Source organism: Klebsiella michiganensis (genome assembly GCF_015139575.1).
GTDB classification, from domain to species: domain Bacteria; phylum Pseudomonadota; class Gammaproteobacteria; order Enterobacterales; family Enterobacteriaceae; genus Klebsiella; species Klebsiella michiganensis.
Genome location: NZ_AP022547.1, coordinates 522,867 through 535,753, shown reverse-complemented (window position 1 = coordinate 535,753; position 12,887 = coordinate 522,867). Strand labels below are relative to the sequence as shown.

The 12,887-nt window shown below is 56.1% G+C and carries 10 protein-coding genes; 1 reads left to right on the top strand and 9 read right to left on the bottom strand.

Annotated features, from left to right (window positions below; genetic code table 11):
- Window positions 1–21 precede the first annotated feature (21 nt).
- The 4 genes from JLG71_RS02560 to aaeX form a co-directional block, all read right to left on the bottom strand.
- Window positions 22–297, bottom strand: coding sequence for a barstar family protein (locus tag JLG71_RS02560; protein ID WP_004854654.1), 276 nt, complete (start codon window positions 295–297; stop codon window positions 22–24).
- A gap of 139 nt (window positions 298–436) precedes the next feature.
- Window positions 437–2,404, bottom strand: a complete 1,968-nt coding sequence (gene aaeB, locus JLG71_RS02555; protein WP_014227012.1) for a p-hydroxybenzoic acid efflux pump subunit AaeB — start codon at window positions 2,402–2,404, stop codon at window positions 437–439.
- 5 nt (window positions 2,405–2,409) lie between these two features.
- Window positions 2,410–3,342, bottom strand: a complete 933-nt coding sequence (gene aaeA, locus JLG71_RS02550) for a p-hydroxybenzoic acid efflux pump subunit AaeA (protein WP_004854657.1) — start codon at window positions 3,340–3,342, stop codon at window positions 2,410–2,412.
- Between the two features lie 7 nt (window positions 3,343–3,349).
- Window positions 3,350–3,553 (bottom strand): p-hydroxybenzoic acid efflux pump operon protein AaeX, encoded by a 204-nt coding sequence (aaeX, locus tag JLG71_RS02545; RefSeq protein WP_002918640.1) that lies wholly within the window; start codon window positions 3,551–3,553, stop codon window positions 3,350–3,352.
- Between the two features lie 131 nt (window positions 3,554–3,684).
- On the opposite strand from aaeX, the gene aaeR reads away from it, so the two are divergent.
- Window positions 3,685–4,614 carry an HTH-type transcriptional activator AaeR gene (gene aaeR / locus JLG71_RS02540; RefSeq protein ID WP_004854659.1) on the top strand — a complete coding sequence of 310 codons (930 nt, stop codon included), beginning with the start codon at window positions 3,685–3,687 and terminating at the stop codon, window positions 4,612–4,614.
- Here the strand turns inward: aaeR and fucR are convergent.
- From fucR to JLG71_RS02515, 5 genes are all read right to left on the bottom strand, one after another.
- The gene (gene fucR, locus JLG71_RS02535) at window positions 4,611–5,357 is read right to left on the bottom strand and encodes an L-fucose operon activator (protein WP_025108485.1); all 747 of its coding nucleotides are present in this window, start codon (window positions 5,355–5,357) and stop codon (window positions 4,611–4,613) included. The two genes, aaeR and fucR, sit on opposite strands and share 4 nt — an antisense overlap.
- Window positions 5,358–5,415: 58 nt before the next feature.
- Window positions 5,416–6,861, bottom strand: coding sequence for a metalloprotease TldD (tldD, locus tag JLG71_RS02530; RefSeq protein ID WP_004854666.1), 1,446 nt, complete (start codon window positions 6,859–6,861; stop codon window positions 5,416–5,418).
- A gap of 88 nt (window positions 6,862–6,949) precedes the next feature.
- Entirely contained in the window at window positions 6,950–10,747 is a 3,798-nt protein-coding gene (yhdP, locus tag JLG71_RS02525; protein WP_064358920.1) for an AsmA2 domain-containing protein YhdP, read from the bottom strand.
- A gap of 79 nt (window positions 10,748–10,826) precedes the next feature.
- Window positions 10,827–12,296: a ribonuclease G gene (gene rng / locus JLG71_RS02520; RefSeq protein WP_004125826.1), complete on the bottom strand. Its 1,470-nt coding sequence runs from the start codon at window positions 12,294–12,296 to the stop codon at window positions 10,827–10,829.
- 2 nt (window positions 12,297–12,298) lie between these two features.
- Complete coding sequence (locus JLG71_RS02515) at window positions 12,299–12,880, bottom strand: Maf family protein (protein WP_014839653.1); 582 nt, start codon at window positions 12,878–12,880, stop codon at window positions 12,299–12,301.
- Window positions 12,881–12,887 lie beyond the last annotated feature (7 nt).

Below are 12,887 nucleotides of genomic sequence, written 5' to 3'. Positions count from 1 at the left end.
CCCGCTCCGTCGGGGGCTTTTTTATGACTGCCGCACATTAAAACGCAGCTCCCCTTCCAGCTCCTCTTCCGCCTCATCAAAGAGCAGAATTAACGCGCCGAAACGCCGGCGCTGATTATCGCTTAAATGAATAAACTCAATCTCCAGCGGTAAGGGTAACAGCCCGGCGGTCACGGCTTCCCACAGAGAATCCAGGTTATTCACTTTCTCACGCGCTAAAGCAAAGGTACGAGAAAACTCACGATAAAAATCCTGCTGCTCAGCTATTTCATCAAAATCAAAGGTATAGGTAGTCATTGCCCGCATCCCGTCCACACCTGCAACTTTTCATAGCCCGGTCATCCCGGCGTGTAGTTCCACTCTGACGGCGGAATTCATACTCTGAGCGTTAAGTATAGCGATAAAAAAACCGACGCTTCGGCGTCGGTTCTGGCGGTTAGCTGTTGGTTAACACATGCTGGTACTTATGCAGCATCTCCACCAGCCTTCGTACCGGCTCGGTCACCTGCGGAGAGGCTTCCCAGTGCTGTAATTTTTGCTGGTAGATATCCAGTTCATCAAGCAAGCGGGCAAAATAGTAGCGGCGCTTATCATCACTACTGGCTGAAATGACGCGATCCGCAGTACGTCGCAGCTGCCGGTGAAAGGCCGACAGATCGTCATTTATCGGTACCGGCGCATCGCGCAGACGCTGATGCGCGATAATCAGGGTCAGCGCCAGACGAAAGCGGGCGATATCGCCAGGGAATTTATTCAGCAACAAAAAGAGCTGACGATACAGGGCCGGCAAGTGGTTCTCTTTACGTCGCGCCATATTGGTGGTCAGCGATGATACCGCCGCCGAGACAAACTGGTTGAGCAGCACGCGGCCGGTGCGGGCCTGCGAATTATCACGCACCAGCAGGATCACCATCAGCGCAAGGAAGCATCCGACAATCTGGCCCAGGGCACTATCAAGAAACTGGTTGAATTCAAACTTCATCGGATTGTCGAGCACCAGAATATTAATGGTGCTGGCCAGCGCCCCCAGCGAACCGAGCCGCCGCTTTTGTACCTCGATGCCGATAAAAAAGGCCATCACCGCCAGGCTGATACACAGCAGCAGCATACTTTGCTGCGTCGCGGGCATAATCACGAGGAAAAACAGCGCCCCCAGCGGTAACGCCGCCAGCGTGCCGTAGAGGAAATCGATAGCTACCATCCGCGGATTAGGTAAACGCATCGCTAAGGCCGTGACAACCGCAATCATGACCATCGCCCCGCTTCCTGAAGTCCAGCCGGTCCACAGCCAGAACAGCGTACCGAGGATACAGGAGATAGACGTACGCCAAAAGTTGACCATCGCATGGTGCCGCTCGGCGGATTCCGCCTTCACCACCACTTCGCCTTGCAGCACTTCTTCTTCAATACGGCTGATTTTGGTATTGCCGACCACGCCCCGCTTCAAAAGCAGATAGCGCGTCGCAGCGCCTACCCAGCTGTAGATTGTTACCGGCGTATTGTGCTCTCCCTTCCAGGTCAAGAAGCGGCGCATCCGCTTTAGCTGGCGGTGCACGTCCTGCACGGTCTCGACCGGTTCAGCAAACAGCTCGCGGTAATCATCCGTCACCATCTCAGGCCGGGTATTCTGAATCAAATAGGTTTCACAGGCCTGAGTAATTAAGGTCAGAGAGAGGGTATTGATCGCCTTCAGCCGCTGATTCACTTTTGCCCAGCGCGAGGACTCCATGATCAAGTTGCCGCGCATCCCTTCCAGCCCGTTGGTACGACGCACCAGCGCGCTCCAGGCCTTATCGACGTCATCTTTATCACCATGCGCCACGCAAAGCTGCATCAGGCGATAGTGATCGATCAGCAGATTATCCAGTTCAAGGTCGATCTCTTTTTTAATCGAACGCGGAGAAAACAGCAGGTCGGCCACAATGGCGCTGACGATACCGATGACAATCTCACTGCATCGCTCAACGGCGAACTGCGGCGCCAGCATCGGCTCTTCATGAATAGTGATAATAATGATAAGCGCGGTATAGCCCGCCAGGCCCCAGGCATAGGAGTTCTCAACCCGCACCAGCGAGGAGATCCAGGTGCAGAATCCGGCCCACAGGCAGCATACCAGCACCATCAGCAGCGGGGCGCGGATCATCAGGATGATGATCGCCAGCGCGGCGATACAGCCGATAAAGGTGCCGGCGATACGCAGCATCCCGCGATAGCGGATCGCCCCGGAGTAAGGCTCCCCGCCTGCGGCAAACGCCGGGCCGGCAGCAACGATGGCGGCGGTAAGCACCGCCCAGCGCGGCGTTTCCAGCTGAAAATGAAAACCGACGAATAACGCCAGCACCACCGCGCAGGCTAACTTAACGGCGAAGCGGAGATGCCGGAGTTCGATGGTGAAGATCCCCATGGCGATTAACCGAACTCACGCAGGCGCATCGCCAGTTTCTGGAAGAAGTTTGCCTGGCGAGTATCGCGATCCTCTTTACCGGTAATCACCACCGTCGCGGTGGTACCCGCAGGCCAGAGATTGCCCTGCTGTTGATCGAGGCGAATACGTACCGGCACCCGCTGTGCCAGACGTACCCATTCAAGGTTAGAATCAATAGAGGCCAGCCCTTTTGAATCGCTGCTGCTGCTGGCATTGGTGACGCCTGCAGCAATGCTGTCGACGGTGCCCCTGAGGGTGTGTACGCTTCCCAGCGGGGTAATTTCAGCACGAAAACCGGGGCGCACGCCCTCAAGCTTGGTCTCTTCAAGATAGGCCATAACGTAGAAGGTATTCTGCTTCACCAGCGCAACCGCGGTGGAGCCTCGGGTGATAAACTCGCCGCGGTAAACGTTCAGGTTGGTCACCCAGCCGTCGGCCGGGGCGCGAATCACCGTACGTTCAAGGTCAAGCTTCGCCAGGTCGCGACTTGCCGTCGCTTTGGCTAATTGATGCTCAACGGTTTGCAGAACGTTATTCGCCTGGTCTATCTCTTCCCGGGACATGGCCTGGACGCCAAGGCGGTTACGACGGCCGGCTTCGACGCGTTTCTCCTGCGCCAGAGTCTGATAGTAGGAGACATCGGCTTCAGCCTCGGCTAACGCCTTCTGGTAACGCGGCTGGTCAATGACGAACAAAACCTGGTCTTTCTTAACCAGTTGGTTATCCTTGATATTCACCTGCGAAATCAGGCCGGAGACATCGGGAGCGATGGCCACAATATCCGCACTAAAACGCGCATCGCGCGTCCAGGGCGAGGCGGTGTAATACACCCATGCGCGAAAAATCGCCATAAATGCAAGGATAACCAGTATCACAGTGATTGCGGTACGGAGGATATTTCTTGTTAGTGTTTTCACATCAACCTCAAACGAACAAACGTGATATCAGATAAAACAGGCAGCAATATAGCGCGGTATTAAACAGTGCCGGGTGCCAGACAAAATCATAGATGCCCGTTGGAACCAGCAGGCGGTGCACCAGCCAGAAGATGGCTAGCGACAATAGCAATTCAAAGAAGATCGGCGGAAACGACAAGCCGAAAATCACAATGACAGGAAACAGACTCATGATGACCTTGATAAGAAGCGTACAGGTGATATGCGCGATGCGTTTATTATTAAGCTAACTATATAGTAACGTAACAATTGCGGTCTTATCTATAATGTGTGATCTAAATCACTTTTAAGCCAGAGTGAATAATGGAACGATTAAAACGCATGTCCGTTTTTGCCAGAGTGGTCGAATTAGGTTCATTCACCGCCGCGGCCCGCCAGCTCCAGATGAGCGTTTCTTCCATCAGCCAGACGGTAGCCAAACTGGAAGATGAACTGCAGGTTAAGCTGCTCAACCGCAGTACGCGCAGCCTTGGCTTAACAGAAGCGGGAAAAATATATTATCAAGGCTGTCGGCGAATGCTGTTCGAAGTCCAGGATGTCCATGAACAGCTGTACGCGTTTAACAATACGCCCATCGGTACGCTGCGCATCGGCTGTTCTTCAACTATGGCACAGAATGTCCTGGCTCGCATAACCGCCGATATGCTCAAAGAGCATCCGGGTCTCTCAATCAATCTGGTCACAGGCATTCCCGCGCCGGACCTGATTGCGGACGGCCTGGATGTGGTTATTCGCGTGGGAGCGCTGCAGGATTCCAGCCTCTTTTCCCGCCGCCTGGGCTCCATGCCGATGGTGCTCTGCGCGGCAAAAAGCTACCTTCAGCACGCCGGATGTCCGGAAAAACCGGCGGATCTCGCCAGCCACTCGTGGCTGGAATACAGCGTCCGGCCGGATAACGAATTTGAAATCATCGCTCCGGAAGGGATTTCAACCAAGCTGATCCCTCAGGGCAGATTCGTCACCAACGATCCGATGACGCTGGTGCGCTGGCTGACGGCAGGCGTCGGCGTGGCTTACGTTCCGCTGATGTGGGCGATCGAAGAGATCAACCGCGGCGAACTGGAGATCCTGCTGCCGAGCTACCAGTCCGATCCGCGACCGGTATACGCGCTGTATACCGAGAAAGATAAGCTGCCGCTGAAGGTACAGGTATGCATTAATTACCTGACTGAGTATTTCGTCGGGGTGGCGAAGATTTACCAGGGGATGCACGGCCGGGGGATTGCCCGCTAGCGGCCCGAGCCCGCCACAGAGGGTAAGAACAGATTATCGGGCCCGGCATCGGAAATAATCTGCGTTACGTCGCGGAGATTGCCGATACGCACCTCGCCGGAACGATCAAATTTGCTTTTGTCGATTAATAATAGCGACTGTGCCGCCCGTTTCAGAAGCAGCGATTTGTAGGCGGCATTATTGGCGCTGGAATCCCAGAGTACGCCATCGTTATCGATCCCCTCGCAGGAAAAAATAAACAGATCGATCTCCAGCGATTTGACCTGAGAGAACAGCGCCGGATTAACGTAATAACCATACTGACGCAGGAGCTGCCCCCCGGCGCTGATCAGCTGGATCCGCTCACGGCGGCCCAGTTCTACGCAGACCGGATGGCTATTGGTAAATACCGTCAGGGTCATATTCGGTAGCTGACGCGCCAGAAACCAGCAGGTTGAGCTGGCATCCAGGGCGATCGTCATTCCTTCATCAATCCACGCCAGCGCCGTACGCGCGATATCAGATTTATGGGCATAATGGCTTTTCACGCGGCTATGAAAAGGCTTCTCGCCGTTGTGATTGTTACGCTGGAGAACGCGCGCCTGCCCGTGGCTACGCTGAAGACGCCCCTGCTTCTGCAGCTCGCTCAAATCGCGACGAATGGTCTCGATACTGACCTGCAGCAGATGGGACAACGCTTCGGTGGTTAAGGTGTGATGCTGGTTGAGTAGTTCGACTATCTGCTGCTGACGCGCGGCTTTCATCGCGACTCCGCGGAGGTGATTTGCGCTTTCGCCGCGGGCGAAAGCGCCTTGAGAAGTATCAGGCGGTACCGCCGACGGTGAGTTTATCCACTTTGAGCGTTGGCTGACCGACGCCAACCGGTACGCTCTGGCCCTCTTTGCCGCAAACGCCGACGCCGCTGTCCAGCTTCAGATCGTTCCCCACCATCGAAATCTGCTGCATCGCTTCAATACCTGAACCGATAAGCGTCGCGCCCTTCACCGCTTTGGTCACTTTACCTTTTTCAATCAGGTAGGCTTCAGACGTGGAGAAGACAAATTTCCCGGAGGTGATATCCACCTGACCGCCGCCGAAGTTCGGCGCGTAGATGCCGTAATCGACCGATTCGATAATCTCCTGCGGCGTAGATTTCCCCGCCAGCATGTAGGTGTTGGTCATACGCGGCATAGGCAGATGCGCGTAGGATTCGCGACGACCGTTACCGGTTGGCGCCACGCCCATCAGCCTGGCGTTGAGCTTGTCCTGCATATAGCCTTTGAGAATGCCGTTTTCGATCAAAACGTTATACTGGCCCGGCGTGCCTTCATCATCAATGGCAAGGGAGCCGCGACGGTGAGCAATGGTGCCATCATCCACTACGGTGCACAGCTCAGAGGCCACCAGTTCGCCCATATGGCCGCTGAATACCGACGTCCCGCGACGGTTAAAGTCACCTTCCAGGCCGTGACCGACGGCTTCATGCAGCAGGACGCCAGGCCAGCCCGCGCCCAGCACAACCGGCAGCATCCCGGCAGGCGCCGCGACGGCGGTCAGGTTGACCAGCGCCATACGCACGGCTTCTCTCGCCCAAACATCCGCGCGAACGTCGCCATCCTGCGAGTCCAGGAAATAGTCGTAGCCAAAGCGGCCGCCGCCGCCGCTGGCGCCGCGCTCGCGTTTGCCATCCTCTTCCACCAGCACGCTGACGGAAAGGCGAACCAGCGGGCGAACGTCCGCCGCCAGCGTGCCGTCGGTGGCGGCGACAAGAATTAACTCGTAGACGCCGGTCAGGCTGGCGGAAACTTCCTGCACCCGCTTATCGGCCGCGCGGGCGGTTTTATCTACCCGGCGCAGAATATCCAGCTTCTCTTCCCGGCTCATACTTTGCAGCGGATCGATGCTGGTATAGAGGGAACGATGTTCCACCCCGCCAAGGGTATGCACTTTACCATCCCCATGGTCGCGTACAATGGTGCGGGCCGCCTGTGCGCTCTGTTCCAGCGCCAGTCGACTAATCTGGTCAGCATAGGCAAAGCCGGTTTTTTCCCCGCTCACCGCGCGGACGCCAACGCCCTGGTCGATATTGTACGAACCATCTTTAATGATGCTGTCTTCAAGAACCCAGGACTCGTGATAGCTCGACTGAAAATAGAGATCGCCGTAATCCAGACGGCGCTCGGCCAGCTGGCCAAGAATGGTAAACAGATCCTGATGATTCAGGCCGTTTGCCGACAGTAATTGTTCACTTACCAGGTTCAGACTCATCGTTTTGCTACTCGTTTGTTGCCGCCTCAGGGGCGGAAATAAAAAAGGCTATCTATTGAGAGTGCGGTAATTACGCACAATCGTCAAATCATTGCTTTTTGTCGCTCCGCGCCTGGCGCAGCACTTCGTTAATTTGCGGCTGATCGATAGGACCGGTGATGCGATAGCGCAAAATAGAGACCTTGTTCCACAGCGGCCCCAGTACCTTACTGGCAGCAAAGACCGCGGCGCCGATAATCGGGTTAACGGCAAAGGCCGCGGCGACGCCCACGGTCGCAGAAATCTCCGGCGCGACCACGGCCTGCATATCCAGCTGACGACGCACGAGATCCACCGACCCCTTCATGGCGATATCCGCTTCCAGACCATCGACCAGCGTATCGTCGGTATGCAGAACGCCGTCTTTAATCCACGCCGTACTGCGAATGGAATCAAAGTAGAACCCTTCGCTGAACGTATCGCTAAAGTCGAAGCGCAGCTTGCGCAGCAGCGCGTCAACGCTCAACAAACGCAGAAGCTGGCCGGCATGACCGGTGCTGAGGTCGGTAAATTCGCCTTTTCCAAGACGGCTTTTGAGGATCCCATTAAGCGAGGCAACGTCGGGCTGCCACGGCGGCGCACGCCAGTGCAGGTCATAATCGATATCAAACGACGAACCTTTTACCGGCGTGGAGACGCCGAAGAAGTTCACGAAATCGTCGGTTTTATTGCCGTGCAGCTTACCTTTCAAAGAGGTTCGTACGCCCGCCGGCGCGCTCACCCATACGCCATCGGTCGTCAGACGGCCAAAACCGGTATCGACCAGTCCGTTCGCCAGCGTCAGGGTATCGCCGCGAATATCAAAATCCCCTTCGATACGGCCATATTTTTGCCCCCACAGCCAGCACTCGGCGCAGCGAAGCTGAAGGTCCGGCCAGCCGTGGAAATCAATGTTGGTATCGGCCAGCGGGGCGCTGCTTTTTTCTGTACCGCGGCTTTTCGCCGCCGTTGGGTTGTAGTAGAGATAGCGAATGGCCGCCAGCCACGGGGCGTTCTTCCGCATCGTCAGGGTTGCGTTGACTTCACGCCCCTGGGCTTCGATCTTCGTTCCCCCGGCATCGGGCCGGGAGACAAGGCTAACGTTATTCCAGCTCTGCCCCGCCATCGTTAACGCTGGCGTTCGCAGCGTGACCTGCTCCGGGAAGACGAGATTACTGCTGACGTCATTCGCCGCTCCGCCCTGGAACAGCGCCAGCCACTGCGCGCCATCCATCGGCGGCATATTCAGCTCCACGCCTGGCTGCTCGGGAAGCGGAGAAACGGCTTTACTGTCCGTGGTTAAAATAGCGCGGTCCAGGGTCAGCTTATGACCCAGCAGCCAGCGGCTATTAATATGGTTCTTCGCCCCCATGGAGCCGGCCAGATTAAAACTGCTTAAGCCGCCATCAACCTTAATTTTTACCGGCAACGGCTCCCCGGCCTGCTTATCTAACGGTGCAGGTAAGTGACTACTTACACTCTTCAGGTCAGCGTTGAGGTCAACCTTATAGGCCGCGCTACCGCGATACGGAAGCTCAATCGCGACTTTTCCGTCCCAGGGCACGCTGCCGCTCAGGGTGCCGTCCAGGGATTTCGGCAATAAACCGGTACGCGCAGGCTGCCAGCTGGCGTTCATCCCGACGTTCACGAGAAATGCTTTCGCGCCTTCGGTGGTCGAGAAATCAAGATTCAGCGGCTGATTAAACCAGCTCGCGCTCATCGGTTCGCTTTTCAGGTCGCCGTTTACAAAGCTGAATTTACCGCTCAGGTTCTGCAATGTGGTATCGATAGGCTTGATAAACAAGCTGTTATTGTTCAACCGGACATCACCTTTAGCGGTGGTCATCTCGCCATCCAGGGGGATATCAAGATGTAAGCGAGCGCTAACATTACCGTCCAGCTGGAGCTCATCCAGCGCCGCGCCCAGCGTCTCTTTCAGCGGCGTCTCGTTAAAATAAGGGCCAACCTCTTTACCCGGGCCGTTAACGTCGGCATCAATCAGCAGCTTTTCTCGCGAATAGTCGGGAATCACCGCATCGAGATTGCTGGCGGTCACGTTGCCGAGCATCGCCTTATCGGCCTTCATCCATAGCCCATCATTGATAAAGTTAAGGTCGATATTAAGCCCGGTAAGCGCGGGCCAGTCAGGCTGAAAGGCAAAGGTGGCGTTCTTGAGCGGCACCGTGACCTGGAATTGCCCCTCATTATGCTTGTACGGGAAAAGATGCGGGTTACCGCCATAAGCCAGCGTCGCATCGGTGGCCTGACCGCCTTTAATGGCTCCGCTGAGGTAATCCACCAGCGCTTTGCCCATCAGATTTTCCGGGAAGTAGCGCCAGGCCTGTCCGCCATCGTTGGTACTGATACCGGCCAGAATACCGAGCCAGGGTTCGTCGCCCTGCGGCTGCAGATAGCGGAACCCACCGCGAGCGCGAACGCCGGTAGCCTGTACATCAATATCGCGACCATCGAGCATAAAACCCTTGTCATTCTTCACCCAACTGAGGGTCGCATCGCCTTTGGCGATCTCCAGCGGCGCGCGAAAGACCGTTTCGTAGGGCATTTTCGCCTGCGTCATGCTGGCATGCAGAGTACCGTTTTCTACGCTCCCGGCAATGTTGCCGGAGAAATGCTCAGCCCCTGGCAGCAGCTTCCACTGCTTCCAGGACATGTCGCTCCAGTCCGCCCGGAAGCGCGTTTTTTCCGCCATTTGCAGCGGAATATCCAGCGCCAGAAGATTGATTTTGCCGTCCGGCTGCGTCGTACGCCAGATTTCGCCCAGCGACGGAGCCAGTTTATCCGCCATCGGCTGCAGCCCGGTCAGACCGCTAAGGTTAAGGTTGCTGGCGCGAATGCGCAGCTCATCGCTGCGTTGACCATTTTTTCCGCCCACATCCTGAGCCGGGATCCACGCCATCGACAGCGCGCCGCGCGGCCAGGGTTTGTCATCCATCGAGATGCGCGTATCAGGGATGTGAAAGCCCCAGCTTTGATTATCGCGATAGATGTGCGCCGTCAGATTATCAACCGACAGATGGTGCTTCTCTTTATCGCCCTGCCAGCTGGCGCCGCCTTTTTTAAGCCATACATCGCCGCTGGCGACATCGCCTTTGTCGATAGTCATCCAGCCTTCCAGGCTAAACCGCGCGCTCTGCAGGGCGATGTTGTCCTGCATCCAGCGCCCAAGCCACGGCTTAACGTCGATATCATCCGCCTGAAGCCAGACGCGCCCCTTATTGAGCAGGCCGTCTTCATCGCGCAGGTCCATTCGCACCTGCATCACGCCGTGCTGGCCGGTCAGGCTGCTGAGGCTAAGCTGCCCCTCCGCGCGATGGCGATTTTTACCGTTCAGCCAGGTAAGCTGCGGAATGGTGAGCTCCGCACGCTGGCCGGAGATGGTCAGAAAGCTCAGATGGCTATCGCGAAGAATAAAGTGATCGAACTGGCGGAGGAAAAGATCGCTGATACGGTCGGTTTTCAGCCCTTCACCGCTATTATTCGTTTGAATGGGGGTATTGGTATGAACCTGCAGCTGCCAGAAGGTCAGATCGCGAAACTGCCAGCGCATATGAAGCAGGCTTTGCCAGACGTCGAGCGCCAGGGTGACGCGTTTAGCGGAAAGCTGGCCGCCATCATTCAGGCCGGCCTTAACATCGCGGACATCAAGCGTCGGGCCAAAAGTCTGCCAGCTGGCGACAATATTTGAAGCATCGACCGGTACGCCGGCCATCGCGGAGACTTTTTCCAGCACCTGCGGACGCCAGCTGTTTAACTGCGGCAGAACGAGACGCAGACCGCTCACCAGCAGTGCGACGACAACAATCAATGTTGCCACGGTGAGCAGTAATATCCCGGGCAGTCGCCTCACGCATCTCTCCTTGTCAGCCTGTTACGCGTCATCCTTTTGCCCGCCTCTTTATCCCGACATCAGCAAGCAAAACGGATGATTACATCATTACTACATCAAACTGCTCTTGATTATAGAGCGGTTCAATTTGCACTTTGACCTGCTTACCGACAAAGATCTCGACTTCTGCCAGCGCGTGCGACTCTTCCCCTTTCAGCGTTTCCGCTACCGCAGGAGAAGCATAGACCAGGAACCGGTCGGAATCGTAGGCATGGTGCACGCGCACGATTTCGCGCATGATTTCATAGCACACCGTTTCCACCGTTTTCACCGTACCGCGACCGTGGCAGGTAGGGCACTCATTACACAGCACATGCTCCACGCTTTCGCGAGTACGCTTGCGGGTCATCTCTACCAGCCCAAGCTGGGAGAAGCCGTTGATGCTGGTTTTAACCCGGTCTTTGCTCAGCGCCTGCTCAAGAGAGTGCAGCACCCGACGGCGGTGATCTTCATTGTTCATATCAATGAAATCGATGATGATAATCCCACCGAGATTGCGCAGCCGCAGCTGGCGGGCAATCGCCTGGGTCGCCTCAATATTGGTATTAAAGATAGTATCGTCAAGATTACGGTGACCGACGAATGCCCCGGTGTTGATATCAACGGTGGTCATCGCTTCCGTTTGGTCAATGATCAGATAACCACCTGATTTCAGCTCAACTTTGCGTTCCAGAGCGCGCTGGATTTCATTTTCCACGTCAAAGAGATCGAAAATCGGCTGACGGCCGCTGTAGTGCTCCAGCTTGCTGGTCATCTCCGGAATATATTCGGCGGTAAACTCCAGCAGCGATTCGTAAGTCAGACGAGAGTCAACGCGAATCCGGTCAAGATGCGCATCGGCGAAATCACGCAGCACGCGCTGCGCCAGCGCCAGTTCGCCGTACATTTGATATCGGGTCTGCTGGCGCTTTTTGCGTTCCATCACTTTTGTCCAGACGCGCTTGAGATAGGCGGCATCTGCTGCCATCTCCTGCTCATGAACGCCTTCCGCCGCGGTACGGATAATGAATCCGCCCTGCTCGTCACAGTATTCAGAGACCACTTTTTTCAGGCGTTCACGTTCCGCTTCGCTTTCAATACGCTGAGAGACGCCGACGTGCGAAGCGCCGGGCATAAAGACCAGATAGCGAGAGGGAATGGTGATATCGGTGGTCAGGCGGGCGCCTTTGGTGCCGAGAGGATCTTTCACCACCTGCACCATTAAATCCTGCCCCTGACGCACCAGCTCTGAGATATCGCGGACGGCGAACTGCTTTTGCTCTTCGCCCGCCACGCACTCGGTGTGCGGCATAATATCGGAAGCGTGCAGAAACGCGGCCTTATCCAGGCCAATATCTACAAAAGCCGCCTGCATTCCCGGCAGCACCCGACTGACACGACCCTTGTAGATATTGCCTACTATTCCGCGTCGCGCTTCACGCTCAATATGAATTTCCTGAAGTATACCGCCATCAATATAAGCGACGCGCGTTTCTGATGGCGTTACGTTAACTAATAATTCAGCAGTCATCTTTATCCCTTTTCTTCACGCAGTGAGTTAAAGTTACTTAGCAACTCATACGTTTCCACCAGCGGTAAGCCAACGACGGCGTGATAGCTGCCATTTATCTTCCTGACGAAACAGCCACCCAACCCCTGAATACCGTATGCACCTGCTTTATCTAAAGGTTCGCCGCTGGCGACATAATCGGCGATATCCTGCCCTGAGAGCACGCGGAAAGTGACCTCCGTGACCACCAGGCAATCCAGCGTCTGCCGCTTATCAGCCAGCGCCACGGCGGTCATCACCTGATGAGTCTTTCCGGAAAGCATGCGTAGCATCTCGGCGGCGTGCCCGCCATCGCGCGGTTTTTCCAGCACTTCACCGTTAAGGATGACAATGGTATCCGCGCCTAAAACCGGGAGATCGCGCGGTGCCAGCGCGACGCCAGCCTGGGCCTTTTCGCGCGCCAGCCGGACCACATACTGCTGGGCGCTCTCCTGCGGGCGACGCTGTTCCTCAATACCGGGAACCACGCGCTCAAAAGCGAGGCCAAGCTGTGTCAGCAGTTCCTGCCGACGCGGAGAACCTGAAGCAAGATACAGAGTCGTCATATCAACC